Genomic DNA, 25,398 nt, shown 5'->3' with positions numbered 1-25,398 from the left:
GGTTATTCGCTGCCGTCGTCGTCGGTCGGGCTCGCTTCGCCGCGCGACAATGCGCCATTGTCCCAAGTGCCCGATGCCTCCTGCCCGGACGCGTAGCGCATGGTGCCCGGTCCTTGGCGCTTGGAGTTGACGAAGCTGCCCTCGTAAACGTCGCCATTGGCATAGGTGGCGACCCCTTCACCGTTGATCTTGCCCTCTACCCAGTCGCCCTCATAGCTGAAGCCATCGGGGCGGGTGATCTTGCCGGTGCCATGGCGCTGACCATCCTTGAACATGCCCTCATAGATTGAGCCGTCGGCATAGGTGACCTTCGCCTCGCCATGGCGCAGGCTGTCCTTCCAACCACCTTCGTAACGATACCCTTCCGGTGAGGTCATGACGCCCTGGCCATCGTTCTTGGCGTTCTTGAAACTGCCTTCGTAGACGGTGCCATTGGGGTAGGTGGCCGTGCCTTCGCCCTCGATCACCCCGGCGACCCATTCGCCTTCGTAGGTGGAGCCATCGGGATAGGTGATCTTGCCGGTGCCATGGGCGAGGTCATCACGGAACTCACCAACATAGACGGAGCCGTCGGGGTAGGTCACCTTGCCTTCGCCCTCGATTTGGCCGGCCTGCCACTGGCCTGTGTAGAGATATCCGTCGGTGCCGGTGTAGATCCCTTGGCCCTGCCGCAGATCGTCTTCGAACATGCCTTCGTAGACATCGCCATTGGCATAGGTCAGCTTGCCTTCGCCCTGACGGCGGCCACTGACCAGCGCACCTTCGTAGACGTCGCCGTTCGGCTGGGTCAGGGTGCCCATACCGTTCATCTGGTCGTCGCCCCATTCGCCCTCGTATTTGAGGCCGTCGGGCATTACCAACGTGCCAAGCCCGTCGAGTTTACCGTCCTTGACGCCGCCTTGATAGGTAGCGCCATTGGGATAGGTGATCTTGCCGGTGCCTTCTTTGCGACCCTCGACCCAATCGCCTTCGTATTCATAACCACCGGGGTTCTGCATCACACCACGGCCGTGGTGCTTGGCGTTGACGAATGTGCCCTCGTAGCGCACGCCGTTGGCATAGATCGCAACGCCCTGGCCGTTGATCACGCCGTTTTTCCATTCCCCTTCATAGGTGCCGCCGTCGGCAAAGGTGATCTTGCCGATGCCCTCGGGTTTGCCCTTGGCGAATTCGCCTTCGTAGACTGACCCATTTGGAAAACGCGCGACACCTGTGCCACGGATCTCTCCATCGACCCATTGGCCGGAATATTCATAGCCGTTGGGCAGCTTGTAGGTGCCCTGACCGTGTTGCAGTCCGCCCTTGAACTCCCCCTCGTAGACGCCGCCGATCTCGTCTTGGGTGGTCAGGACCTGTCCGTCCTGTGCAAATGCGGGAGCCCCGGCGCCCGCCGCGGTCAGCGCCAGCAGGGAAGTCAGGATAAGTGTGGAGCCGATGCGGATCATGGAAACCTCAGTTGCCTCAAGTCGTTCGAGCGCTGCCTGGAATTGGGTTGCTTGTCCGCAAACCTATGTCAGCAGCGGCCCGGTCGCAACGGTTTTGCCCCCATAGGCTTCCCCTTCGGCAGGGATCTGATACACGGCTTGCTAAGACATGAATCCGAGGACCCGTCAGATGGCCGATAGTTTTCGCATCACGCTTGCGCAATTGAACCCGACAGTTGGTGATCTGGCAGGCAACGCCGCCAAGGCGCGCACCGCATGGCAGGCCGGGCGCGACGCCGGCGCTGACCTTGTGGCGCTGCCGGAGATGTTCATCACAGGATACAACACGCAGGATCTGGTGATGAAGCCGGCCTTTCATCAGGCCGCGATTGCCGAGGTCGAGGCGCTGGCCGCTGCGGTGGCGGATGGTCCGGCGCTGGCGATCGGCAGCCCATGGGTCGAGGATGGCAAGCTCTATAACGCTTATCTGATCCTCAAGAGCGGCAAGATCGCCTCCAAATGCCTGAAGCACCATTTGCCAAACGAGACAGTATTCGACGAGGTGCGGATTTTTGATGCGGGATCGTTGGGCGGGCCATACTCTGTTGGCAATACCCGCATCGGCAGCCCGATCTGCGAGGATGGCTGGCATGAGGATGTGGCCGAGACGCTGGAAGAAACCGGCGCCGAATTCCTGCTGATCCCCAATGGCTCGCCCTATTATCGTGGCAAGATGGAGACCCGCTACAATCACATGGTGGCCCGCTCGATCGAGACCGGTCTGCCGGTGATCTACCTCAATATGGTGGGCGGTCAGGACGATCAGGTCTTTGACGGCGGCAGCTTTGCCCTGAACCCGCATGGTACATTGGCGGTTCAGATGCCGGTCTTTGACGAATGCATCACGCAGCTCGATCTGGAGCGCACCGCCGATGGCTGGCGCATTCAAGAGGGCGAAAAGGCACATCTGCCCGATGCGTGGGAGCAGGATTATCGCACCATGGTGCTGTCCTTGCGCGACTACATGGGCAAAACCGGGTTTAAGAAAGCGCTGCTGGGCCTTTCGGGGGGCGTGGACTCGGCAATTGTCGCCGCCATCGCGGTGGATGCGCTGGGGTCGGAAAACGTGCGCTGCGTTATGCTGCCGTCCGAATACACCTCAAAGGAATCGCTGGAGGATGCCGAGGCCGTGGCCAAAGCGCTGGGCGTTCACTACGACTATGTGCCGATTTCTGAAGGGCGTGATGCGATCAGCAATACGCTTGCGCCGCTCTTTGCGGGCCGTGATGCGGACCTCACCGAGGAGAACATCCAGTCGCGACTGCGCGGCCTGTTGCTGATGGCTATGTCCAACAAATTTGGCGAGATGCTGCTGACCACTGGCAACAAATCCGAGGTGGCTGTGGGCTATGCCACCATCTATGGCGATATGAACGGCGGCTATAACCCGATCAAGGACCTCTACAAGACGCGTGTGTTTGAGACCTGCCGCTGGCGCAATGCCAATCACCGCGACTGGATGATGGGGCCAGAGGGCAAGGTGATCCGCCCGAATGTGATCGACAAGCCCCCCTCGGCGGAGCTGCGCGAGGACCAGAAAGACAGCGATTCCCTACCGGATTATCCCGAGCTGGATGCGATTCTCGATATCCTTGTGGATCAGGACGGATCTATTGCGGAGTGCGTCGCTGCAGGCTTTGATCGCGATGTGGCAAAACGGGTGGAACACCTGCTTTATATCAGCGAATACAAACGTTTCCAGTCCGCACCCGGTGCCCGCTTGACCAAGCGGGCCTTCTGGCTTGACCGGCGCTATCCGATCATCAATCGCTGGCGTGATCCCAGCTGATCGGACTATCCAGGTCTGGACAATATGACCGTTCCGGCCTCGGTTGAGGCCGGAAGAACACAGGCTGCGGAAACTGGCCTCAAGACTGTCATGCACGGCTAGACCCCCTCTTTCCTGACGGAATAGAACAGACCCATGCCCGGACCAAAGCTGCCTCATTTCAATTCGGACCGCGTGCTGCCAAACGCGGTTGATGTCGTCGTGATTGGCGGTGGGATCGTGGGCGCCTCCACTGCGCTGGAACTTGCTGAACGGGGCCATTCGGTGCTGTTGTGCGAAAAGGGCCAGATCGCGGGCGAACAAAGCTCGCGCAACTGGGGCTGGGTGCGCATGTCCCAGCGCGACCCACGCGAAATGGAGCTGATGACCCATTCCCAACGCATATGGGAGGGCCTGGACGAACGCACCGGCCATGCAACCGGCTATACCAAATGCGGTATCGTGTTCACCGCTGGCAGCCGCAAGCGCGAGGCTGAACTGCTGGCTTGGGCCGAGCATCTGAAAGACATCGGCGGTGAGGGACATATGCTGCGTGGTGCGGCGCTAGAGGCGCTGACGCCGGGCTATGGCCAACGTTTGCGCGCAGGTTTTCACACACCGCAGGATGGCTGCGCCGAACCGCAGATGGCCACCCACGCCATAGCCTCGGCCGCGCGCGACAAGGGCGCCGTGGTGGTCACCGGCTGCGCCGTGCGCACGCTGGATGTGGAGGCCGGACGCATTCGCGGCGTTGTTACCGAAAAGGGCCGCGTCACCGCGACGGCGGTGGTGGTCGCAGGGGGGGCTTGGTCGCGTCTGTTCCTGCGCAACGAGGGAATTTTCCTGCCGCAACTCAAGGTGCTCAACTCCGTGATGCGCCTCTCTCCGGTCGAGGGCGTGCCGGAGACCGCGCTTTGGGCGGCGGGCTTTGGCCTGCGCAAACGCGCAGATGGCGGCTATACCGTTGCCTCGGGTGGCGAAAACACCTTTGACATCGTGCCCGACACCTTCCGCATCGGGCACCGCTTCATTTCGGCCTTCCTGCAGGATGTCACCGCCCTGCGGTTCCGCTTGTCCAATCGGTGGAGCACCGAGGCCCGCGAGGCCCGCCCTTGGACCGGCCAGGATCGCACCGCGTTTGAGGAAACCCGCGTGCTTGATCCTCAACCCTCGCAAAAGGCCCTGCGCCGTGGGCTTGCGGCGGTGCGCGATGCCTTCCCGGCGCTGGAAAAGGCTGATGTCACCCAAAGCTGGGGTGGCCTGATTGATGTGACCCCGGATGAAATTCCGGTGATCTCCGAAGTGCAGGCCCGTCCCGGCCTGTTTGTCTCCACCGGCTACAGCGGCCACGGTTTTGGCCTCGGCCCCGGTGCCGGGCGGCTGACAGCGGATCTGGTGACGGGGGACACGCCCATCGTGGACCCGCGCCCCTTCCGCCTCAGCCGGTACTGACCGCCGCCCGGCAGGACTGAAGCCCTAGCCCATCATCTGATAGCTCACCGGCACAAACCGAAAGCCGTCGCCGCGCGTCTCCACAAAACCGGCAGCCGGGAAGGGCATGTGATAGCCGATCATCGGCGTGCGGCTGTCCGCCAGCATCTCCAGCACCCGGCGGCGGGTGGCAGAGGCGGCATCCTTGTCGGTGTCGAAACTGGTTTGCCATTCGGGATGGGCAAAGGGGAACACATAGTGGTTCGCCAGATCCGCCGTCAGCAACAGCTGCTGGCCGCCGCTCTCGATCATGTAGACCATGTGGCCCGGCGTATGCCCAAAGGCCGCCATGCCTGTCACCCCGGAGGCCACCGTGCCGCCATCCTCGATAAAGCTCATCTTTTCGGCCTGCGGCGCCACTTTGGCCCGTACCCGATCCGCACCGCCATTGCCCTCGGGCAGGCCGGTCCAGTGGTCATACTCCCGCGCTGCCGTCACGTAGCGCGCATTGGCAAAGGTGGCCGCACCGCTGTCGTCGGTCATGCCGCCGATGTGATCGCCGTGCATATGGGTCAGCACCACTACATCGATCTCGTCGGGTGTCACGCCCGCATCCGCCAGCGCCGAGGTGATGCCGCCGGCGTTGAGGCCCGTGTCGAACAGGATTTTTTCCGCGCCGGTATCAACCAGCGTCGGGGTGAAATAGAACTGCGCATTGGTGTCGGAGATAAAATTCTCTTCTGCCACTTGGGCGAACGCCTCATCCGAGGCCCCGCCGCCAAAGATATCCTGCACCCCGTCGCGCCCGGTGCTGCCCGCAAGCAGGCTGTGCACGGTATAATCCCCGACCTTGAAGGCGCGGGCATGCAAAGGTGTCATGGCGGCCTTATCGCCCGCAGCTCTCACGGGCGCAGCAACGGTCGCAGCAATCGGGGCGGCGGCAACACCGGCCAGCGCGGCACGGCGGGATAGCTTTAATGTCATCCTCTTGGTCTCCCTGTTGAGTGGTATGAACCAAGCCTAGCGCACCGACCCGCAAAGTCCCCTGAAGCCCGATCACGAATGCGTGGGAGCACACACTGCCTTCATCTTTTCCCAAATACCTCCGCCGGAGGCCGCGCCCCGACAGGGGCGCATCTTTGCAGCCAAAGACGCGAAAACTGGACAATTCCGCGCGCCTGTGACAGATCAACGACCAACAGGAGAATTGCGATGACCACCACCCGTTTTGCGCCGTCGCCCACCGGCTATATCCACGTGGGCAACCTGCGCACCGCGCTGATGAACTACCTGATCGCCCGCAAGGCCGGCGGGACATTCATCCTGCGCATCGACGACACCGATCCCGAGCGCTCGAAAGAAGAATACGTCGACGCGATCAAGCAGGATCTGGAATGGCTCGGCCTCACATGGGACAAGGTGGAACGCCAGTCCGAGCGGCTCGACCGCTATGCCGAGGCCGCCGATAAGCTGCGCGAGATCGGCCGCTTCTACGAGGCCTTCGAGACCCCGACGGAACTGGACCTCAAGCGCAAGAAGCAGCTCAACATGGGCAAGCCGCCGGTCTATGACCGCGCTGCGCTGACGCTGTCCGATGCTGAGAAGGACGCCCTGCGCGCCGAGCGTGGCAATGGCGTCTGGCGGTTCAAGCTGGACCACGAGCGGATTGACTGGAACGACGGCATCCTTGGCGACATCTCCATTGATGCGGCCTCCGTGTCCGACCCGGTGCTGATCCGCGGTGACGGGCAGGTGCTCTACACCATCGCCTCGGTAGTGGATGACACCGACATGGGCGTGACCCATGTGGTGCGCGGCTCCGACCACGTGACCAATACCGCGACACAGATCCAGATCATGTCGGCGCTGGGTCATGGCCACCCGGAATTTGCGCATCACTCGCTGCTCACCGGTCCGCAGGGCGAGGCGCTGTCCAAACGCCTCGGCACATTGGCGCTGCGCGACCTGCGCGAGGCGGGCGTGAAGCCGATGGCGCTCCTGTCGTTGATGGCGCGTCTGGGCTCGTCCGACCCGGTGGAGCTGCGCCACGAGATGGCAGAGCTGGTCGAGGGCTTCGACATCAACCGGTTCGGCTCCGCGCCGACCAAGTTTGATGCCGATGATCTCTATCCGCTGACCGCGCGCTACCTGCAGGGGCTTCCGCTGTCGGCGGTGCAGTCGCATGTGGCAGCGGCGGGCGTGCCCGAGGACAAGCAGGAGGCCTTCTGGGGGGTGGCGAAGGAGAATATCACCACGCTCAAGGATCTTGAGGGCTGGTGGGTGCTCTGCCGTGATGGCGCCGAGCCACTGATCGCCGAGGAGGACAAGGAATTCATCGCCGAGGCGATGGCGCTGCTGCCCGAAGGCCCCTACGACAGCGAGAGCTGGGGCAAATGGACGGCCGCGGTTAAGGAAAAGACCGGCCGCAAGGGCAAGGGGCTGTTCATGCCCCTGCGCAAGGCCGTCACCGGCATGGAGCGCGGCCCCGACATGTCCGCCTTGCTGGCGTTGATGGAGACGGTGCGCGCGCGCGGCTGAGACTGAGGCTGCGAGCTGAATATCGGACAATCAAGAACGGGCAGGGCGCAGGCTCTGCCCGTTTTGGTTACAAGCGCCTAGTCGAAGAAACTGTTGTGCATCTTGCGTGCCGCTTTGGTCATGGCGGTGTTGGGGTGGTGCTCCAGCTCGCTGAGCGCTTTATCCATCCATTGCATCACCTCCGGCGCATCCTCGGCGCAGCGTGCAATGGGGGGGAAACATGCCTTCAGCAGCTCCTGCGCCGTCACCGGTGGCAGGTGGATGTGCGGGAAACGGACCTCGCCTCCCTCGGTCTCGGTGCCATCGGGCAGGGTCTCCCACAACAGCCGTTCGATGCGGCCCATCACCTCGATCGCGGTGCCGGGATCGTTTACACCGGGTGACAGGGCCCGCTGCGCGGTTTCGGCCAGCAGGGTCAGCCCGAAGGCCGGGTCCTGCTCGAAACTGCGCACGTCGCCGATGTCGATCAGACCCGTGGCTTCGGTGCAGAAATCCTCATCGCCACCCTGCGCCATGGCAAGCGGCCGTCCGCGCAGCACGAACTCGCCCGGCAGGCGGGTCAGATGAATGGTGACGCCCGCCTCCTCTGCACGAGCGTTGAGAGCGGGCATGTCGACGAACCGCACAAATCCGCTTTCAGCAGCGGCAATCGGACGGGCGTCCGCTGGCGGCTCCGACGTGTCGCAACACCCGCCGAGGCTGGGTGTGTCCTTGCGCGCCTGCAGGCTATTGCGGGTGCGGGTCTCGATCAGGCGCAGGGTGTGGTCCATGCTGCCCAGATCCGACAGGTGGTCGATCCAGCGCAGGATGGCGATCACGATCAGCGCCACCACCAGCACGGTCATCACAAACACGACAAAGGCGGCGCCGGGCGGGTAAAGCCTGGCCCGGAACAGGATGATCGCGCTCAGCGAATAGACGAAGCCGCCGGTGAAGGTCGCCAGCACGCTCTGTGTCACAGTGTCCTCCAGCAGCAGCCGATAGACGCGCGGCGTCGCCATGGTGGAGGCGGTGCGATATGCGCTGACCATGACGTTGAGCGAGAAGGTGGTCACCGCCAGCATGCCGGTGGCGAGGATGTTGAGTACAGGCAGCACTGCATCGCGCCCGAACCTGTTTTCCCACTCCTGCGGCAGAATAGGCGCCAGCAGTGGCGCTACAGCCAAAGCCAGCAATGAGAACAGTGAGATCGCAACCACCCGGAACCACAGCTGTCGCGTGACGCGACGCAACAGCAGGAGGCTGCGCGAGATCATACGTCGACCGCCAGAACCCGTGCGCCTGCCTCAGCAATCAGCGTATCGTGAAGCGTGCGTTCCTCGGCTGTGATCTCCTGATGGCGTGGATAGCGGGGGGTGGCGCGGTCATCCAGGATCGGCGTCTCCCAGCCATCCGTCGTCGCCATGAAGGCCCGCGCACCGCCCTCGCCGAAGACCTGCGTATAGCCGCGCAGCACCACGTCGAGATAGCTCATCAGGATCTTGTGGCCGTTTGCGTCCGGGTCCTGGGTCTCGTCCGGCACCTGATAGAGCGAGATCTGCGGGGCAGGGGCCATGTCATGGGCCACCTGTGCTGTCACATCGACGCGCACATATCCGGTTTCGCGTTCGTCCAGCGCGGCCCAATCGCCGTTCGGGACCGCAGCCAGCAGCCCTTCGATCACATGTCCATGTGCCGGGCGGACGCTTAGAAACGCCAGATTGCGCTCCGGCGTGTGCACCCAGGCGCGCCTCCAGCCCGCCAATCGCGCGGGGCGGGTGTTGCCGTAGATATGGCTGGCGGTGTTTACGAGGCTGCCGAAGCCGAAGAAATGCGGTGTCATGAGGCCTTGTCGTTTTCTGAGGGGGCTTTGATGTATGTCAAACCGCTTTTTGTCTCAATTTGCAACACTGGGCTGTCACCGTCTCCGGGAGAGGGCCCTTCAATGCGTATCACAAAAAGAACCAATATCGCGGTCCGTCTGCTGATGTATTGTGCCCTGCACGAGGGTCGCCTTGTCACCAAATCCGAGATTGCGCAGCGTTGCAACATCTCGGAAAACCATCTGGCGCAAGTGGTCAATCAACTGAGCCAGCTTGGGTTTCTGAAGACCCAGCGTGGCCGCAACGGGGGGCTGACCCTGGGTCGGACGGCCAGCGATATCTGCATTGGCGATGTCTTCCGGCAGGTTGAGGGCGGATTGCCGATGGTTGAATGCTTTGCCGATGCCGACAATACCTGCCCGTTGGTGGCGGCCTGTCGCCTGCGTGATGCCCTGACCCGTGCGGGAGAGGCGTTCTACACTGCGCTGGACGGGGTCAGGCTGGATAGCCTGACCTGCGACAATTTCGAGTTGCAGCGTATTCTGGCGCCGATGTCCTGTCCCGGTCCCGAAGCGGCGGCGCACGCCTAGGGTCACCCCTAGTCGCGCGCACGCAGCACCCGTGCCGGTCGTGCCGCCAGCGGGCGCAATGCGTAGGCCAATCCGGCAAAGAGCGTCACCAGAACGCCGCCGCCGATCACTCCGATCGCATTGGGCCAGATCACCACATAGTCGGTTTCCAGCACGAAATGGCTGACGGACCAAGCGCCCAGTATCCCCGCCAGCAGGGCCACGCTGCCCGCCGCCGCACCCAGGAGGGCAGAGCGCAGGGCAAAGCTGCGCAGGATCTGGCCACGGGGCGCGCCCAATGTCTTCAAAAGTGCCGCCTCGTATCGCCGTGCCGGTTCCGCCGCCGCTGCCGTGCCAAGTAGCACCAGAAAGCCGGTGAACAGAGTTGCCGCCGCGCCATAGGCGGTCGCGGTGGCCAGTTGGCCGAGGATTTCCGACACCCGGTCGATTGCATCGCGCACCCGGATCGCGGTGATGTTGGGCATGGCGCGGGCCACGTCGCGCAGGATGGCGGCTTCAGCTTCCTCTTCTGCATAGACGCTGGCGATGTAGCTGTGCGGTGCGCCGATCAGCGCAGCCTCATTCATGGTTAGAACAAACCCCATGCCCGCGTTGGAAAAATCCACCTCGCGGAAACTGGTGATACTGCCGGTGATGTCGCGACCAAGCACGTTGATGGTCATGGTGTCGCCGAGCTTCAGGCCCATTTCCTCGGCCTCTTCGGCGGCAAATGAAATCTGTGGCGCGCCGGTGTAATCGTCCGGCCACCATTCGCCCGCGGTTACATTGGTACTGGCGGGTTTGGCGGCGGCGTATGTCACACCGCGATCTCCGCGAATAACCCAATGATCGCCTGCGACCTCCTTGGCGGGGCGATCATTGATGCGGTTGATAATGCCGCGCAACATGGGCGCATTGTCCACTTTGCTCACCTGAGGGTCGCCCTCGACACGCTCCAGAAAGGCGGGCATCTGGTCGCGCTGGATGTCGACAAAGAAATAGGACGGCGCAACATCCGGCAGGTTGCCCGCAATGGCGCGGCGCATATTGCCGTCGATCTGGCCGATGGCGGCCAGCACGGTCAGGCCAAGCCCCAGCGCCAGCACCGCAGGCATTGCGCCGTCACGAGTGGAGGCGATGGAAGCCAGCGCCCAGCGGAGCGCGGGCTTACCGCGCGCCAGCCGGTTGCTGATCCGGGCCAGCCAGCCGATGGCGGCCCCGGCGATCAGCAATACGATCAGCGCGCCGATCAGCCCGCCCGCCGTCCAAAGCGCCAATGCGGGCGCACCGCTGAACAGCGCAGCCGCCGCGATCAGAAGGCCCAGTGTCGCCAGGGTGGCAAGGATATAGCGCTTCGCGGGCCACTGCATGGGCCCGCCCACCGCATCACGGTAGAGCGCGGCGGCCCGGATGCGCTCTGCCCGGGCCAGAGGCCAGAGGGTGAAGAGAAGCGCCGTCAGAACACCGTAGAGTGCGGACTCGGCCAGTGCCCCGGGGTAGACGGAAAACACCGCCGGAAACGGCAGCTGTGCTGCGATCAGCGGCCCCAGCAGCAGCGGCCCGATCCCGCCCAGCACCAGTCCCAGCGCAATACCGCAGAGCGACAACACGCCGATCTGCAGGAAATAGGTCAAAAAGATCACCCGCCGTTCGGCGCCAAGCGTGCGCAGGGTGGCGATGGTCTCGGTCTTGGTGGCGAGATAGGCGCGCACCGCGGTGGAGACGCCTACGCCGCCCACGGCCAGCCCCGATAGACCCACCAGCACCAGAAACGCACCCAAACGCTCGACAAAGCGCGCAATCCCCGGCGCGCCGTTGCGTGCGTCGCGCCAGCGCATGCCGCTGTCTTCGAACTGCGCACGGGCGTCTTGTTCCAGCGCTTGCAGATCGGCGTCAGGCGGCAGGGTCAGGCGGTATTTGGTCGAATAGAGCGTGCCCGGCGCCAGCAATCCAGACTGCGCCAGCGCGTCCGTGCGCACCAACGTGCGCGGCCCGATGGAAAAGCCCGATCCGGCTGCATCCGGTTCCCACTCAATAAGGCCGCTTAGGCGGAATTCCTGCGTGCCGAGGTTGAAAAACTCGCCCTCGCTTAGCCCCAACCGGTCCGCCAGAACCCGCTCCATCACCGCGCCGGGGCGGCCATCAACCTCGGCGAGGGCCTCGTGCAGAGGCGCGCCAGAAGTCAAGCGGACCTCACCGCGCAAGGGATAGGCGGCGTCGACTGATTTCACCTGAGTCAGCGCGCGTTCGTCATCCACCACCGCCATGGAGCGAAACTCCACCACCTCGGAACGGTCGCGGGCGACCTGCGCCATCCACGCCGCCTCATCCTGCGTGGCAAAGCGGTAGGTGAAGGTCAGCTCCGCATCGCCACCGAGCAGGCTGGCGCCTTCGCGGGTCAGCCCCGCCTCGATGGAGGCGCGGATCGAGCCGATGGCGGCAATGACGCCAACCCCAAGCGCGAGACAGGCCAGAAAGAGGCGAAACCCGCGCAAACCGCCGCGCAGCTCGCGCAGGGCAAAGCGCCAGGCGAGGCGAAATTGGCCCGGGGCGGGCAGGTCGGTGGTGCTCATTCCGCCGCCTCACGCTGGCTGTCGGGCAAGATGCGCCCATCGCGCAGGTGAACCGTGCGGTCGCAGCGCTCTGCCAGATCGGGTGCGTGGGTCACCATCACCAGTGTCGAGCCATGGCGGTCGCGCAGGTCGAACAGCAGGTCCATCACCTGTGCGCCATTGGCCTGATCGAGGTTGCCCGTGGGCTCATCCGCCAAAAGGATCTCTGGTCGTGTCACCACCGCGCGCGCCAGCGCCACCCGCTGCTGTTCACCGCCCGATAGCTGCGCGGGCATGTGGTCGCAGCGATGCCCAAGCCCCACGGCATCCAATTCTTCGCGGGCCCGGTCAAAGGCATCGCGCGCGCCCGCCAGTTCCAGCGGCGTGGCGACGTTTTCGAGCGCGGTCATCGTCGGGATCAGGTGAAAACTCTGGAACACCACCCCCATATGGGCGCGGCGAAATCGGGCCAGCGCGTCCTCGTCCAGTCGGGTCAGATCCTCGCCCATGGCGTGCACGGCGCCACCGGTGGCCTGTTCCAGCCCGCCCATCACCATCAGAAGCGAGGACTTGCCCGACCCCGATGGTCCCACCAGCGCCAGCGTTTCGCCCCGCCGCACGTCAAGGCTGATCTCCTCGAGGATCGACACCGGGCCGGTATTGCCATTCAGCGACAAATGCACATCTTGAAGTGAGAGAACGGGGCGGGCGTCAGTGCTCATGAGGGGCTGCCTGTGTTTTTTTGATCCTAAACTGATATGGAGTGCCCACCACCATGCGCAAGTTTCTAAAGCAGATTGCGGCGACTTTCACGGCGTTGATGATGTCGACGCCGTTTGTGCATGCAGATGCGATTAAGATAACGGCCTTCGGGGACAGTCTCGTGCAGGGCTATGGTTTGGCGCAGGGTGAGGGGTTCGTGCCGCAGTTGCAGTCCTGGTTCGAGGCGCAAGGCCTGGACGTTGTTGTGGCCAATGCCGGGGTGTCCGGCGATACCACGGCGGGCGGCGCCGCGCGGATTGATTGGACGCTGGCGGATCAACCTGATGGTGTGATTGTGCTGCTCGGCGGCAATGATCTGCTGCGGGGACTGCCGCCTGAAAATGCGCGAGAAAATCTGTCTCATATCGTTGAGGCGTCGCAGAAGGCCGGAGCAGCCGTAATGCTGATCGGCATGCAGGCGCCGGGCAATTTTGGCGCGGCCTATAAGGCTGAGTTTGACAGCATCTATGCAGATCTCGCTCAGGACAATGGCGTCGTGCTTCATGGATTTGCATTTGAGGGAATGGTGGAGCGCGCTGGTGATGATCCGGCACAGCTGGGTGCCTTCATGCAGGACGATGGCATTCACCCCAATGCGGCTGGAGTGGCCGCCAACATCGCCGCGATGGTGCCAAAGCTACATGAACTGATCGAGATTATAAGGTCCGCCGACGCAGGCTGATCCCGCAACAGGTGCAAGGTCTCTTGATCATGTGCCAGTGGGGGACAGATCAGCCAGCGGCTGTTTCGTGACTGCCCGAGGTCGTCCAGTCAGAGGATTGGTTGCGCAACACATAGCTGAGAACGGCGATGCCAAACACACTCGCCGCGCCCACGAACGAGTAGATTGCGAGACAAACCAAGACGGAGAGGTCAAACGCAAAGAAACCAACAGACGCAGCTGTCGATCCTGCGATCATACCGAGAAACAAACCTGCAAGTGCCATTCTGTTGCAATCCTCTCTTGATGATCATGCGGTCGCTAGGGCCGCTATGGGCGAGGTGTGTCGACGCGAAATTCGACTCAGTTACGCACGCTAAGGTAGCACGGAGAATCTTTAAGAAAGGTTAACGACAGCTTCGCAATCGGCAGAAAATGGATCTGATCGCTACAGGTGAGCTGTGCTTGTCAGACGTGTGCCAACTCGATTTCGCCGGATTCTGCGTCCGCATCATGGCGGGGCTGCAGCAGGACGGCCAGACAGGCGACGCTGAGCGTGGTAAGGCTTCCGACCAGCACGTAGATGCCCAGACAGCTCCAGAATGTTGCATTGAACATCACTGCGGCACCCAAGGCGGCCAGTCCACCTGTAATGATCGCAAGGAATAGTGCTGCCAAGATCATGCCGTGCCTCCTGTCACAGATTGCTGTCCTTGTCTCAGGGGATCAAGGGCTGCCGTCCGCACGATCATTGTCGAGAAATGTGGTCAGATTATGGAAGGTAACGTGACGGCACGCGATAAACGCGCTTCGCTTGGGGAGGGCGAGGACATGCAAGCACTGCAGCGATTGCTCCTGCCCGGCGCACGCGTTATCACAGCGGCCAACCTCTTTCCCCTAATGACGGAGCAATCCCATGGCCTCCTACCAGTACGTCTATCACATGCAGGGTGTCTCCAAGACTTACCCGGGTGGTAAGAAATGCTTTGAAAACATTCACCTGTCCTTTCTTCCGGGCGTGAAAATCGGTGTTGTCGGCGTCAACGGCGCCGGTAAATCGACCCTGATGCGCATCATGGCCGGGCTCGATAAGGACTTCACCGGCGAGGCCTGGTCCGCGGAAGGTGCCAAGGTCGGCTATCTGCCGCAGGAGCCGAAGCTGGATGAAAGCCTGACGGTGCGTGAAAACGTCATGCTCGGCGTGGCGGAGAAAAAGGCCAAGGTGGACCGGTTCAACCAGATCGCTGTCGAGATGGCCGAAAACTACACCGACGAGCTGATGGAAGAGATGACGACCCTGCAGGACGCCATCGATTCCGAGAACCTCTGGGATCTCGACAGCCAGGTGGACGTCTCCATGGAGGCGCTGCGCTGCCCGCCGGATGACGCGGACATCAAGGACCTTTCAGGTGGTGAGCAACGCCGCGTGGCGCTGTGCAAACTGCTGTTGGAAGCGCCTGACATGCTGCTCCTCGACGAACCGACCAACCACCTCGATGCCGAGACCATCGCCTGGCTGCAGCAGCACCTGATCGACTACAAGGGCACCATCCTCTGCGTCACCCACGACCGTTACTTCCTGGATGATATCACTGGCTGGATCCTCGAACTCGACCGTGGCCGCGGCATTCCCTACGAAGGCAACTATTCTGCCTGGCTGGAGCAGAAAGCGAAGCGCCTGCAGCAGGAAGCCCGCGAGGACAAGGCCCGCCAGAAGACGCTGGAGCGCGAACTGGAATGGATGCGTCAGGGACAGAAGGCCCGTCAGGCCAAGTCCAAGGCGCGGATTTCGGCCTATAACGAAATGGCCAATACCTCCGAGCGGGAAAAGGTCGGGCGCGCCCAGATCGTGATCCCGAATGGCCCGCGTCTGGGCTCCAAGGTGATCGAGGTGGAAAACCTGGCCAAGCACTATGGCGACAAGCAGCTGGTCGAAGGGTTGAACTTCTCGCTGCCGCCGGGCGGTATCGTCGGTGTGATCGGCCCCAACGGCGCGGGTAAGTCGACCCTGTTCCGGATGTTGACCGGACAGGAGCAACCTGATGCTGGCTCGGTCGAATATGGCGATACGGTAAAGCTCTCCTACGTCGACCAGTCCCGTGATGACCTCAACGACAAGGACACGGTCTGGGAGGCGATCTCGGGCGGTGCGGAAGTCATCGAACTGGGGGATGCCCAGGTCAACTCCCGCGCCTATTGTTCGTCGTTCAACTTCAAGGGCGGTGATCAGCAGAAGACGCTGAACCTCCTGTCGGGTGGTGAGCGCAACCGGGTCCATATGGCGCGCCTGCTCAAAGAAGGCGGCAACGTGCTGCTGCTCGATGAGCCGACCAACGATCTGGACGTGGAAACCCTGCGGGCACTGGAAGACGCGCTGGTCGATTTCGCTGGCTGCGCGGTGGTGATCTCGCACGACCGTTTCTTCCTCGACCGGATCTGTACACACATCCTCGCCTTTGAGGGCGACGCGCATGTGGAGTGGTTCGAGGGCAACTTCGAGGACTACGAAGAAGACAAGAAGCGCCGTCTGGGACCGGACGCGCTGGAGCCCAAGCGGTTGAAGCACAAGAAGTTTGTGCGGTGATAGCCAACGGAAAGGCCTCGCATTTCGCGGGGCCTTTTCTTTGCTTGGGGCTAAGATCTCTGATCGCAATTTTATAAGCTCGAATATCTTCTAGACTTCGGCAGTGGACGTCTGGGGGCTACTGGGGGGAGACAAAGCTCACTTGGCTTCCAGTGAGCTTTTTGAAGAAGCGGCAGAGCTTCTAGATGTTTCGGTAGGTGCTTCATCCTACCATTCTAGTTTCTCACCCAAGGCCCGTGCCTGACCTTGGGAAGGTGCAATGCGCCTTCCCGGGGGGAAGGTCAGGCGCGGGCCGGGCGGCTTTGCCTCCCGACCCAAGGCGGATTGCAGCATCTGATCTGTCCAGCCGATAGGCCGGACAGCCCGCGACCTTCTCCGTCAAAATGGGAAGACCCTTCCCATCCGAAGCAGGGCGCGGGCATTGCGTGCATCGCATCGCCCGTTGCCATCCCCGTTCAAATCTGCGCATCAATCCCGCGATGAAAACTGCGTACCCCTTCCTGCGCCCGGGCATGACCGTGGGCCTGCTGGGCGGATCCTTTGATCCGCCGCATCAGGGGCATGTGCAGATCTCTCTGGCGGCATTGAAACGCTTCAACCTCGACCAGCTTTGGTGGCTGGTCACCCCGGGCAATCCGCTGAAGGAAAACCCGCCGGCCTCCATGGCGCGGCGGATGGCGGCAGCGCGGGCGATGATGGATCATCCGCGGGTGCGGATTTCGGATATCGAGGCCCGTCTGGGCACGCGCTACACTGCCCAGACCCTGCGGCACCTGCGCACCACCTATCCGCATGTGCGCTTTGTCTGGCTGATGGGGGCCGACAACCTTGCCCATTTCCACCGCTGGAAGGACTGGCGCGACATTCTGAACACTGTGCCCGCCGGCGTTTTGGCGCGCCCGGGAGAGCGGATCTCGGCGCGGCTGTCGCCCGCCGCCCGCATTTATGGCGCCCATCGCATCCCGGCCTGGCAGAGCCAGCGACTGGCGCGTGCCGAGGCCCCGGCCTGGTGTTTTCTCAACGTGCCCATGGTCGATGCGTCCTCAACCGAAATCCGCAAGCGCGGTGAATGGTCCGACTAACGGGGCTGGATGGCGGTTTTTTGTGGCCGTCACAGAAACTTCTTTGGCAAATTGCGAATAAGGCAATTGCCGAATGCAAGGGAATTTGATTCAACTTGCGCATCATGATTTCACGCCGTCGCCTTATCACCTCCGCTCTTGCTGCCCTCGGTTCCGGCCCGGCGCTTGCCAATGCACCCAGTTCCGCGCCGCGTCCGAAGATGCGTGGTCTCAATCCGCTCAGCCCCGGTCGCGAGGGGCTGGAGGCGATCCTGAAAAATGCCGGCCTGTCGGGGGAGGTGGTCTGTGCGGTTGCGGATGCAGATAGCGGCCAGCTGCTGGAGAGTGTGAACGCGGATGCGCCTTTGCCACCGGCCAGCGTGGCAAAGGTGGTCACAGCGCTCTATGCGATGGATACGCTCGGTGCAGGCTATCGGTTTCGCACCCGGCTTATCGCGACGGGTCCGGTGCAAAACGGTGTTCTGAAGGGCGATCTGGTGCTCGTGGGCGGTGGTGATCCGACGCTGAGCACCGATGGGCTTGGTGAACTGGCAGCGGCCCTGAAGGCCAAGGGGATTCAGCGCGTCACTGGCCGGTTCCTGGTCTGGGACAGCATGTTGCCATTTGTGAAATCGATCGATCCGGGCCAGCCCGACCATCTGGGGTATAGTCCTGCGGTGAGCGGTATCGCCCTGAATTTCAACCGGGTGCATTTTGAATGGAAGCGCGCGGGCAGCAGTTGGGCCATCACCATGGACGCCCGGACCGAGAAATTTCGCCCGGATGTGTATAGCTCCAAAATGGCCGTCGTGCGACGGGATCTGCCGGTCTACACCTATGATGACAAGGCGGGGGTCGATCACTGGACCGTAGCCAGCGGCGCGCTCGGCAATGGCGGTGCGCGCTGGTTGCCGGTGCGCAACCCTGCGCTCTATGCGGGGGACGTATTCCAGACGCTGGCCCGCGCGCATGGTCTGGCCCTGCCGACCCCGAAACAGACCGATCGCCTGCCGTCCGGCGAAATGGTCGCCCAGTATCAGAGCGATCCGCTGTCGGCCTTGCTGAAGGCGATGCTCAAGTATTCCAACAACCTCATGGCGGAAATGATCGGCATGACGGCCAGCGTGCAGCGGGGCGAGCGTCCCGGCTCGCTCTCCGATTCCGGTGCGGTGATGAGCCGTTGGGCCGCGGCGACCTTGGGCATGCAGTCCAGCCGCATGGTGGATCATTCCGGGCTTGGCGATAAATCGCGACTGACCGCAACCGACCTCCTGCGCGCGCTGGTGGTCGCAAACCGGACCGGAACATTGCGCCCCCTCCTGAAACGGATCTATCTGCAGGATGCAAAAGGGCGGCCGATCAAATCCCATCCGATCAAGGTCGTGGCGAAGACCGGGACGCTGAATTTCGTCTCGGGGCTGGGGGGCTTTGTCACCGCCGAGGATGGGCGCGAGATGGCGTTTGCGATCTTTTCCGCTGATTTGCGGGCGCGGGCTGCGATCAGCCGGGCCCAGCGGGAGCGTCCCCCAGGCGGGCGCAGCTGGAACCGCCGCGCCAAACGCTTGCAGCAGGCCTTGCTGGAACGTTGGGGGCAGATCTACGCAAGTTGATCTGCTGCTGCGGCCTACCGGAGCGCGCAGCTGCGGCTTTGGCTCGGATAAGGCCAGTTTGCCCTCTCAGAGGCAAAAAACGCGCCCAGATAAGCCCAGAATCCAGTTTTCGTGGGGCCAGTGTTGTCGTCACGGTTGTCAGGTGGGGTGTGGATCGCAACGATTTGCGCAGGTCCGCATAAAAATTCTCAAAGAAAGCGACCTCCAGAAAAACGCGATTGATCGCGATATGGTTCAACACGGAGGAACCCCTAATGTCTTTCAAGACCAAACTTTGCGCCACATCCGCTGCCCTCGCCCTGCTTGCCGGCACGACGGCGATGGCAGACGAGATCACGGTGGCCTATTTCCTGGAATGGCCGATGCCGTTCCAATACGGCAAGGCCATGGGCCTCTACGAAGAGGAGCTGGGCGTCGATATCAACTGGGTGTCCTTTGATACCGGCACGGCAATGTCGGCGGCAATGGCCTCGGGCGATGTGCAGATTGCGGTCAGCCAGGGCTTGCCGCCATTTGTGGTGGCGGTCTCTGCGGGGCAGGCGCTGCAGGTGGTCGACGTGGCGGTAAGCTACTCCGAGAACGACAATTGCGTCGTGGCCACGAACCTGGAAATTGACAAGACCACCACCGCTGATCTGGTGGGCAAGAAGGTTGCGGTTCCGATCGGTACCGCGGCGCACTACGGCTTTCTGTCGCAGATGAACCATTTCGGGGTGGATATTTCCCAGATGGAGATCGTCGACATGGCACCACCGGAGGGCGCGGTTGCCCTGTCGCAGGGGAATGTCGACATGGCCTGCGGATATGGTGGCGGCCTGCGACGGATGATGGAGCACGGCAACGTGCTGCTGACCGGCGCCGAGAAAGAAGACCTTGGCATTCTCGTCTTTGATGTCACATCGACACCCGTTGATTTCGCGGCTGAAGAGGGCGCGTTGCTGTCGCAGTTCCTCAAGGTGACAGCAGACATGAATGCGATGTGGAACTCTGGCGAGCACACGGACGAAATGCTGCCGCTGATCGCCAAGGATGCGGGCATGGAGCCGGCTGCGGCAGAGGCGTCGCTGGCTACGTTCACCTTCCCGTCGGTTTCAGATCAGCTCGGTGACAAATGGCTTGGTGGTGGCGTGCAGAGCTTCATGAGCGGGGTGGCACAGGTCTTTGCCGATGCCGGGTCAATCCCGCAGGTTCTAGACAGCTATGAGGCATCGGTTGATGCCAGTCACCTTGCAGCCGTTGCAGAGTAAGCGCTGACAATTCGTGGCGCAGGAGAGGCGTCAGATGGCGTCTCTCCATTCTCTCAAATACTCACATTCAAGAGCAGGAGCAGCCCATGGATGGCCTCCATATCGATCACCTGTCGATGCGATTCGACCTGCCCAACGGCACGCATATTCAGGCGCTGAAAGACGTTTCCATCGAGATTGAAAAGGGTGAGATCATGTCGGTGCTGGGCCCGTCTGGCTGCGGCAAGACCACGCTTCTGAACATCTGTGCCGGGTTTCTCGCCCCCACCGAAGGCGCTGTGCGGATGAACGACCACGTCGTGAGGGGGCCAGCACCCGAGCGCGGTATGGTGTTTCAGAAGGGCGCACTGTTCGAGTGGATGAGCGTGCGTGAAAACGTCGAATTCGGCCCTCGCATGAAGGGGATGCCTGTCGCTGAACGGCGCGACATCTGCGATCAGCTGCTGGACACTGTCGGCCTGCAGGATTTCGGCGAGAAGGCAGTCTACGAGCTGTCTGGCGGCATGCAGCAGCGGGTCGCACTGGCGCGTTGCCTGGCCAATGATCCGGATGTGATCCTGATGGACGAACCTCTGGGGGCGCTGGATGCGCTGACCCGCGAGAAGATGCAGGCGCTGGTTCTGAAACTCTGGAAAAAGAGCGGCAAGACGGTGATCCTGATCACCCATTCCGTCGAAGAAGCCTTGTTGCTGGGGGAACGCCTTCTGGTGATGGCACCCCGACCAGGACGCATCCACAAGGAGTACCGGCTTCCCTTTGCCGATCATGGCGTCAACATGGATCTGCGCGATGTGAAGAAACTCGACGGATTTGCCGAGACACGCGATGAAATCCTGTCGATGATCTGGGAAATGGAAGAGGAAATCATGGGTCGCTCGGAGGGTGCCGCATGACTGGTCTTCTGATCCTTCTGGCCTATGTGGCCCTGTTCACCATTGCCTATTTCATCGTCGACCGCATTCAGGACCGCAGCCGCAGTGGTGTGAACTTCAACAGTCTGAAAACCGTGACCTTCGGTGACGAAAGCGCCATCACGCCCAACCGGGCCGCCTCTGTGATCTCTGTCCTGGTGATCTTTCTGATCTGGGGTGCGTTTACCGACTCCAGGCTGGTTCCGATCCATGTGCCTGGACCCTTTCGGGGTGATACCAGCTTCAGCTACACTGCCACCGCGCCGGATGGCACCACCGCTGACGCGCGTGTGCATGTTCGGGTGCATGACTTTGGCGAGGACGTCCCGGCACCTGACGTGAGCCCGAATAGCGGCTTTGCTCAGGACGACGCCGAGGTGGTCACGGTCTGGCGCTCTGTTCTGATCAAGGCCTCCCGCAACGATGGCGAGGATGTCACGGTCACCGCGGTCGAGGGGCTGCCCATTGTGCCGGGCGAAACGGTCAAAGTGCCTGACGGCAGTGTCACCATGTCGCGGCGCGGGTCGCTCAATTTCGCGCCCGACAAGGGCTTTCAGATGGAACCGATCTGGATGCCCAGCCCCGAGGCGGTGGTGGCCCGTTTCATCGAAATCGCATCCGAAGGCTATCAGAATTTCACCCTCTGGGATCACCTGGGTTGGTCGCTTCTGCGGGTGCTGGCGGGCTTTGCCCTTGGCGCGCTGGTGGGCATTCCGCTTGGCTATGCCATGGGGCTCAGCTCCTGGGTGCGAGGCTGGTTCGATCCGATTGTGGAGTTCATGCGACCGGTGCCGCCACTGGCGCTGATCCCGCTGGTGATCATCTGGTTCGGCATTTGGGAGACGGGCAAGATCGTCCTGTTGTTCCTTGCCGCGCTCTGGATCATGACCATTGCCGCGCGGGCAGGGGTGTCAGGTGTCAATATCACCAAGGTGCATGCCGCCTATTCGCTCGGTGCGTCAAAGCCGCAGATCCTGCGCCATGTCATTGTGCCGAACTCGCTGCCGGAAATCTTCACCGGTGCGCGGGTTGCGATGGGGGTCTGCTGGGGCACCGTGGTGGCCGCCGAACTGGTGGCGGCTCAGAAGGGGGCTGGCATGATGATTATCGCCGCGTCGAAATTCCAGCTGACGGATATTGTCATCATGGGGATCATCCTGATCGGTGTCATTGGCTACGGCATCGATATCCTGATGCGCAAGGCCGAGGACATCCTGGTGCCGTGGAAGGGCCGCAGCTGACATGCGGTCTGCGGGGACATCACGTTTCCCATAGCGAAGAGGGCGGCCCGTCGGGCCGCCCTCTTGCGTCAAATCTCAATTTTCCGGCGTGCGGCCGTCCTTCGTAACCAGACAGGTTCGAGGTGACCGGATGCGCTTATACCATGTGGCGCGCGCGCGAGCCGCGTTCGATGGCCGCTGCATGCAGGCGGTCAATGTTCAGCTCGTAGCGGATCTCTTCCAGCAGGCGCAGCTCGTTTTCATTAAGCTTGCCATCCGCCGCTGCCACATCGCAGGCCAGCGCATAGCAGGTCTCGAACAGGCGCTCCGGCAGGATGTCCCGGACAAGACCAAACAACGCATCCAGCCCGTCTTCCTGTTCGAACAGGTCGAAGACGGTGCGCGACACTGACGGAATGCGGTCCGCATCATAATCTGCAAATACCGGCAGCATATTGACCGCGTTCTGGATCTTGACCAGTTCTGCCGTGCGAATGTCCTCGTCCGAAGCCGATACTGCCACCATGACCGCGACAAGGCAGTCCTGCGGTGTAAGCAGCTGGATGGTTTCTTCTGTCATTTCTACGGCGTCCTTTATGCCTTGGGTTCATTCAGAAGAATATGACCGGCGGCCCAGCTGTTCAACGGCGAAGCCTGGTGAAAAGTGGTTTTCCGCCACCCCGGCGGGCGTGGGCCTTGTTGACTCATGCTGCACAGGCACAATAGAGGGGAGCGTCGGTGCGCGTGGTGCCGCCGATCATCCCTGAAAAAGACGCTGACTGGAGTACATCATGTCTGTTCTGCGCGAAGAAGCTCTGAAGAGCAAAGCCTGGCCGTTTGAAGAAGCACGCCGTGTTCTCAAACGTTACGCCAAGGGCGCGCCGGAGAAGGGATATGTGCTGTTCGAGACCGGCTACGGCCCCTCCGGCCTGCCCCACATCGGCACCTTTGGCGAGGTGGCCCGCACCACCATGATCAAGACCGCCTTCGAGGTGATCTCGGATATTCCGACCAAGCTGATCTGCTTTTCGGATGATCTGGACGGTATGCGCAAGATCCCCGGCAATGTGCCCAATTCCGAGAGCCTGCAGGACCATTTGCAGAAGCCGCTGACATCGGTGCCGGACCCGTTTGGCACGCATGATAGCTTTGGCCATCATAACAACGCCATGCTGCGCCGCTTCCTCGATACGTTTGGTTTCGAGTATGAGTTCTATTCCGCTACCGAATTTTACGGCTCCGGCCGGTTCGACGAGGTGCTGAAGCGCGCGGTCGACAAATACGACGACATCATGGAGATCATGCTGAAGTCCCTGCGCGAAGAGCGCCGCCAGACCTATTCCATCTTCCTGCCGATCCATCCGGAAACCGGGCGGGTGCTTTACGTGCCGATGAAAAAGGTCTGTGCCGAGACATACACCGTGACCTTTGACGACGAAGATGGGCGCGAATGGACGTTGCCCGTCACCGGCGGCAATGTGAAACTGCAGTGGAAACCGGATTTCGGCGCCCGCTGGGCGGCGCTGGGCGTCGATTTCGAGATGTACGGCAAGGACCATTCCACAAACACGCCGATCTATGACGGGATCTGCCGCGCGCTGGGCCAGCGTGCACCGGAGCATTTCACCTACGAGCTGTTCCTCGATGAGAACGGCCAGAAGATCTCCAAGACCTCCGGCAACGGCGTGTCCATCGACGACTGGCTGACCTACGCGTCCTCCGAGAGCCTGTCCTATTTCATGTACCAAAAGCCCAAGACCGCCAAGCGGATGCATTTCGATGTGATCCCCAAGGCGGTGGACGAGTATCACCAGCAGCTGCGCGCCTACCATGGTCAGGATCTGAAGGCACAGCTCAACAACCCGGTCTGGCACATCCACGGTGGCGACGTGCCGGAATCGGACATGGTGGTCTCCTTCTCGATGTTGTTGAACCTCGCCAGCGCCTCCAGCGCCGAGGACAAGGACACCATGTGGGGCTTCATCAACAAATACGCCCCCGACGCCACTGCCGCGACACATCCGGGCATGGATCAGGCGGCGGGCTTTGCCGTGCGCTATTTCCAGGACTTCGTGAAGCCTGCCAAAACCTACCGCCTGCCAGGCGATCAGGAGCGCGCCGCGCTTACGGATCTGGCCGATGCGCTGCGCTCGCCCGAGGCCGCACTCGCTGCCATTGCCAAGAAGAACGAGCTTGTCGGCAATGACGACCCGCTGCCCGAGGCGAACTTTGCCGATGAGGAATTCCTGCAGTCGGTGGTCTTTGCCATCGGCAAGATCCACGGGTTCGAGCCGCTGCGGGCCTGGTTCTCCGCCATTTACGAGGTGCTCTTGGGCGCCACGCAGGGGCCGCGCTTTGGTGGCTTCATCGCGCTTTACGGCGTCGAGGAGACCATCACGCTGATCGAAAGCGCATTGGCGGGCGAGCTGGTCTGAGACCAACGCACACGCGTGACCTCATGACGGGCGTCCCAAGCGGGCGCCCGTTTTACGTTGAATGATCCCTTCTGTTGCGGGCGTCCTTGCGGGCAGGTCCACGTCGATAGGCCTGACGAACGTGCGACCGAGCGCGATCACAGCTGCGCCTGCGTCTGTAAAGTCTCCGTTTTTTGACCGCATACGCAGGCACGCTATCTCCTTAGCAATCAGGTGCTGGTACGGAGGAGTTTTGTGATGCGGATGATGATGACACTTGGCCTTGTGGCCGCAATGGCGGTTGCGACGCTTGGCACGCGGGCCACGGCGCAGAAGGAGCCGATCACCGGCGTCATTGGCGCCCAGATCGAGGCCTTTCAATCCGATGACATGGGGGCCGCCTTCGGGTTTGCCTCGCCCAATATTCGCGCATTGTTTGGTACGCCGGAACGGTTCGCCACCATGGTCGAACAGGGCTATCCGATGGTCTGGCGTCCAGCAGATGTGCGCTACCTCGAACTGCGCGAGGTGGCTGGAAACCTCTGGCAACGGGTCATGGTGACTGATGACAGTGGCGGTATTCACATGCTCGACTACCAGATGATTGAGACTGAAACGGGTTGGAAAATCAACGCTGTACAGCTTCTCAAGGCCCCGGGCGCCAACGTCTGAGGCTGCTGCTGACCCTCCGGGTGTTGCGCGGGCCGCGCGCGCCCTCCTGAGCGGGACTTAAGTCCCAAATGATAGAACCTTTCCCAATCCCGGCGTGCTGGAACAGGAAAGG

General features: G+C 62.0%; 22 protein-coding genes. 13 read left to right on the top strand and 9 right to left on the bottom strand.

Translation table 11 applies throughout. The features are described from left to right. Positions 1 to 2 precede the first annotated feature (2 nt). On the bottom strand, positions 3 to 1,445 hold the full coding sequence (locus CLV89_RS11290) for an MORN repeat-containing protein (RefSeq protein ID WP_106163776.1): 1,443 nt from the start codon (positions 1,443 to 1,445) through the stop codon (positions 3 to 5). Between the two features lie 169 nt (positions 1,446 to 1,614). Here CLV89_RS11290 and CLV89_RS11285 point away from each other — a divergent pair, with 169 nt between their 5' ends. Next, the gene (locus tag CLV89_RS11285; RefSeq protein WP_106163775.1) at positions 1,615 to 3,273 is read left to right on the top strand and encodes an NAD+ synthase; all 1,659 of its coding nucleotides are present in this window, start codon (positions 1,615 to 1,617) and stop codon (positions 3,271 to 3,273) included. A 135-nt stretch (positions 3,274 to 3,408) separates the two neighbouring features. Beyond that, positions 3,409 to 4,704, top strand: a complete 1,296-nt coding sequence (locus CLV89_RS11280) for an NAD(P)/FAD-dependent oxidoreductase (protein WP_106163774.1) — start codon at positions 3,409 to 3,411, stop codon at positions 4,702 to 4,704. A gap of 24 nt (positions 4,705 to 4,728) precedes the next feature. Here CLV89_RS11280 and CLV89_RS11275 read toward each other — a convergent pair whose 3' ends face one another. Continuing rightward, positions 4,729 to 5,667, bottom strand: a complete 939-nt coding sequence (locus CLV89_RS11275) for an MBL fold metallo-hydrolase (protein WP_106163773.1) — start codon at positions 5,665 to 5,667, stop codon at positions 4,729 to 4,731. A 228-nt stretch (positions 5,668 to 5,895) separates the two neighbouring features. Between CLV89_RS11275 and gltX the strand changes: the two genes are divergently transcribed. Beyond that, positions 5,896 to 7,221, top strand: a complete 1,326-nt coding sequence (gene gltX, locus CLV89_RS11270) for a glutamate--tRNA ligase (RefSeq protein WP_106163772.1) — start codon at positions 5,896 to 5,898, stop codon at positions 7,219 to 7,221. Between the two features lie 77 nt (positions 7,222 to 7,298). Here gltX and CLV89_RS11265 read toward each other — a convergent pair whose 3' ends face one another. Further along, positions 7,299 to 8,477 (bottom strand): DUF2254 domain-containing protein, encoded by a 1,179-nt coding sequence (locus CLV89_RS11265; RefSeq protein ID WP_106163771.1) that lies wholly within the window; start codon positions 8,475 to 8,477, stop codon positions 7,299 to 7,301. Further along, positions 8,474 to 9,043: a gamma-glutamylcyclotransferase family protein gene (locus CLV89_RS11260; RefSeq protein ID WP_106163770.1), complete on the bottom strand. Its 570-nt coding sequence runs from the start codon at positions 9,041 to 9,043 to the stop codon at positions 8,474 to 8,476. Before CLV89_RS11260 ends, CLV89_RS11265 begins: the two co-directional genes overlap by 4 nt. Positions 9,044 to 9,145: 102 nt before the next feature. On the opposite strand from CLV89_RS11260, the gene CLV89_RS11255 reads away from it, so the two are divergent. After that, entirely contained in the window at positions 9,146 to 9,613 is a 468-nt protein-coding gene (locus tag CLV89_RS11255; protein WP_106163769.1) for an RrF2 family transcriptional regulator, read from the top strand. Between the two features lie 8 nt (positions 9,614 to 9,621). Here the strand turns inward: CLV89_RS11255 and CLV89_RS11250 are convergent, their stop codons facing one another. Beyond that, the gene (locus CLV89_RS11250) at positions 9,622 to 12,165 is read right to left on the bottom strand and encodes an ABC transporter permease (RefSeq protein WP_106163768.1); all 2,544 of its coding nucleotides are present in this window, start codon (positions 12,163 to 12,165) and stop codon (positions 9,622 to 9,624) included. Continuing rightward, positions 12,162 to 12,866 (bottom strand): ABC transporter ATP-binding protein, encoded by a 705-nt coding sequence (locus CLV89_RS11245; protein WP_106163767.1) that lies wholly within the window; start codon positions 12,864 to 12,866, stop codon positions 12,162 to 12,164. Before CLV89_RS11245 ends, CLV89_RS11250 begins: the two co-directional genes overlap by 4 nt. Before the next feature lie 53 nt (positions 12,867 to 12,919). Here CLV89_RS11245 and CLV89_RS11240 point away from each other — a divergent pair, with 53 nt between their 5' ends. Further along, positions 12,920 to 13,588 (top strand): arylesterase, encoded by a 669-nt coding sequence (locus tag CLV89_RS11240; protein ID WP_106163766.1) that lies wholly within the window; start codon positions 12,920 to 12,922, stop codon positions 13,586 to 13,588. 49 nt (positions 13,589 to 13,637) lie between these two features. Here the strand turns inward: CLV89_RS11240 and CLV89_RS11235 are convergent, their stop codons facing one another. Further along, complete coding sequence (locus CLV89_RS11235; RefSeq protein ID WP_106163765.1) at positions 13,638 to 13,853, bottom strand: hypothetical protein; 216 nt, start codon at positions 13,851 to 13,853, stop codon at positions 13,638 to 13,640. Between the two features lie 182 nt (positions 13,854 to 14,035). After that, positions 14,036 to 14,251 (bottom strand): hypothetical protein, encoded by a 216-nt coding sequence (locus CLV89_RS11230; RefSeq protein ID WP_106163764.1) that lies wholly within the window; start codon positions 14,249 to 14,251, stop codon positions 14,036 to 14,038. Between the two features lie 232 nt (positions 14,252 to 14,483). On the opposite strand from CLV89_RS11230, the gene ettA reads away from it, so the two are divergent. The 6 genes from ettA to CLV89_RS11200 all read left to right on the top strand — a co-directional run bounded on the left by ettA (position 14,484) and on the right by CLV89_RS11200 (position 22,221). Next, positions 14,484 to 16,151: an energy-dependent translational throttle protein EttA gene (ettA, locus tag CLV89_RS11225; protein WP_106163763.1), complete on the top strand. Its 1,668-nt coding sequence runs from the start codon at positions 14,484 to 14,486 to the stop codon at positions 16,149 to 16,151. Between the two features lie 479 nt (positions 16,152 to 16,630). Continuing rightward, positions 16,631 to 17,233: a nicotinate-nucleotide adenylyltransferase gene (locus CLV89_RS11220; RefSeq protein WP_106163762.1), complete on the top strand. Its 603-nt coding sequence runs from the start codon at positions 16,631 to 16,633 to the stop codon at positions 17,231 to 17,233. Positions 17,234 to 17,337: 104 nt separating this feature from the next. Next, positions 17,338 to 18,822, top strand: coding sequence for a D-alanyl-D-alanine carboxypeptidase/D-alanyl-D-alanine endopeptidase (dacB, locus tag CLV89_RS11215; protein ID WP_106163925.1), 1,485 nt, complete (start codon positions 17,338 to 17,340; stop codon positions 18,820 to 18,822). 254 nt (positions 18,823 to 19,076) lie between these two features. Beyond that, positions 19,077 to 20,069, top strand: a complete 993-nt coding sequence (locus tag CLV89_RS11210; protein WP_106163761.1) for a taurine ABC transporter substrate-binding protein — start codon at positions 19,077 to 19,079, stop codon at positions 20,067 to 20,069. An 86-nt stretch (positions 20,070 to 20,155) separates the two neighbouring features. Further along, the gene (locus CLV89_RS11205) at positions 20,156 to 20,962 is read left to right on the top strand and encodes an ATP-binding cassette domain-containing protein (RefSeq protein ID WP_106163760.1); all 807 of its coding nucleotides are present in this window, start codon (positions 20,156 to 20,158) and stop codon (positions 20,960 to 20,962) included. Continuing rightward, the gene (locus CLV89_RS11200; protein ID WP_106163759.1) at positions 20,959 to 22,221 is read left to right on the top strand and encodes an ABC transporter permease; all 1,263 of its coding nucleotides are present in this window, start codon (positions 20,959 to 20,961) and stop codon (positions 22,219 to 22,221) included. Before CLV89_RS11205 ends, CLV89_RS11200 begins: the two co-directional genes overlap by 4 nt. A gap of 136 nt (positions 22,222 to 22,357) precedes the next feature. Here the strand turns inward: CLV89_RS11200 and CLV89_RS11195 are convergent, their stop codons facing one another. Then, positions 22,358 to 22,780: a tellurite resistance TerB family protein gene (locus CLV89_RS11195; protein WP_106163758.1), complete on the bottom strand. Its 423-nt coding sequence runs from the start codon at positions 22,778 to 22,780 to the stop codon at positions 22,358 to 22,360. Positions 22,781 to 22,991: 211 nt separating this feature from the next. On the opposite strand from CLV89_RS11195, the gene CLV89_RS11190 reads away from it, so the two are divergent. Both CLV89_RS11190 and CLV89_RS11185 read left to right on the top strand, forming a co-directional pair. Continuing rightward, positions 22,992 to 24,635, top strand: coding sequence for a lysine--tRNA ligase (locus CLV89_RS11190; protein WP_106163757.1), 1,644 nt, complete (start codon positions 22,992 to 22,994; stop codon positions 24,633 to 24,635). A gap of 237 nt (positions 24,636 to 24,872) precedes the next feature. Then, positions 24,873 to 25,286, top strand: a complete 414-nt coding sequence (locus CLV89_RS11185; RefSeq protein WP_106163756.1) for a DUF4864 domain-containing protein — start codon at positions 24,873 to 24,875, stop codon at positions 25,284 to 25,286. Positions 25,287 to 25,398 lie beyond the last annotated feature (112 nt).

The sequence above is a fragment of the Tritonibacter scottomollicae genome (genome assembly GCF_003003215.1).
GTDB lineage: Bacteria > Pseudomonadota > Alphaproteobacteria > Rhodobacterales > Rhodobacteraceae > Epibacterium > Epibacterium scottomollicae.
This window is presented reverse-complemented; position numbering and strand designations above follow the sequence as displayed.

Coding starts and splice junctions, on each gene's coding strand:
- CLV89_RS11275 (WP_106163773.1), bottom strand. CDS start 5,667: ATGACATTAAAGCTATCCCGCCGTGCCGCGCTGGCCGGTGTTGCCGCC.
- CLV89_RS11255 (WP_106163769.1), top strand. CDS start 9,146: ATGCGTATCACAAAAAGAACCAATATCGCGGTCCGTCTGCTGATGTAT.
- CLV89_RS11205 (WP_106163760.1), top strand. CDS start 20,156: ATGGATGGCCTCCATATCGATCACCTGTCGATGCGATTCGACCTGCCC.
- CLV89_RS11220 (WP_106163762.1), top strand. CDS start 16,631: ATGAAAACTGCGTACCCCTTCCTGCGCCCGGGCATGACCGTGGGCCTG.
- dacB (WP_106163925.1), top strand. CDS start 17,338: ATGATTTCACGCCGTCGCCTTATCACCTCCGCTCTTGCTGCCCTCGGT.
- CLV89_RS11245 (WP_106163767.1), bottom strand. CDS start 12,866: ATGAGCACTGACGCCCGCCCCGTTCTCTCACTTCAAGATGTGCATTTG.
- CLV89_RS11280 (WP_106163774.1), top strand. CDS start 3,409: ATGCCCGGACCAAAGCTGCCTCATTTCAATTCGGACCGCGTGCTGCCA.
- CLV89_RS11290 (WP_106163776.1), bottom strand. CDS start 1,445: ATGATCCGCATCGGCTCCACACTTATCCTGACTTCCCTGCTGGCGCTG.
- CLV89_RS11190 (WP_106163757.1), top strand. CDS start 22,992: ATGTCTGTTCTGCGCGAAGAAGCTCTGAAGAGCAAAGCCTGGCCGTTT.
- CLV89_RS11200 (WP_106163759.1), top strand. CDS start 20,959: ATGACTGGTCTTCTGATCCTTCTGGCCTATGTGGCCCTGTTCACCATT.
- CLV89_RS11285 (WP_106163775.1), top strand. CDS start 1,615: ATGGCCGATAGTTTTCGCATCACGCTTGCGCAATTGAACCCGACAGTT.
- CLV89_RS11210 (WP_106163761.1), top strand. CDS start 19,077: ATGTCTTTCAAGACCAAACTTTGCGCCACATCCGCTGCCCTCGCCCTG.
- CLV89_RS11240 (WP_106163766.1), top strand. CDS start 12,920: ATGCGCAAGTTTCTAAAGCAGATTGCGGCGACTTTCACGGCGTTGATG.
- CLV89_RS11185 (WP_106163756.1), top strand. CDS start 24,873: ATGCGGATGATGATGACACTTGGCCTTGTGGCCGCAATGGCGGTTGCG.
- CLV89_RS11250 (WP_106163768.1), bottom strand. CDS start 12,165: ATGAGCACCACCGACCTGCCCGCCCCGGGCCAATTTCGCCTCGCCTGG.
- CLV89_RS11260 (WP_106163770.1), bottom strand. CDS start 9,043: ATGACACCGCATTTCTTCGGCTTCGGCAGCCTCGTAAACACCGCCAGC.
- CLV89_RS11265 (WP_106163771.1), bottom strand. CDS start 8,477: ATGATCTCGCGCAGCCTCCTGCTGTTGCGTCGCGTCACGCGACAGCTG.
- gltX (WP_106163772.1), top strand. CDS start 5,896: ATGACCACCACCCGTTTTGCGCCGTCGCCCACCGGCTATATCCACGTG.
- CLV89_RS11195 (WP_106163758.1), bottom strand. CDS start 22,780: ATGACAGAAGAAACCATCCAGCTGCTTACACCGCAGGACTGCCTTGTC.
- CLV89_RS11235 (WP_106163765.1), bottom strand. CDS start 13,853: ATGGCACTTGCAGGTTTGTTTCTCGGTATGATCGCAGGATCGACAGCT.
- CLV89_RS11230 (WP_106163764.1), bottom strand. CDS start 14,251: ATGATCTTGGCAGCACTATTCCTTGCGATCATTACAGGTGGACTGGCC.
- ettA (WP_106163763.1), top strand. CDS start 14,484: ATGGCCTCCTACCAGTACGTCTATCACATGCAGGGTGTCTCCAAGACT.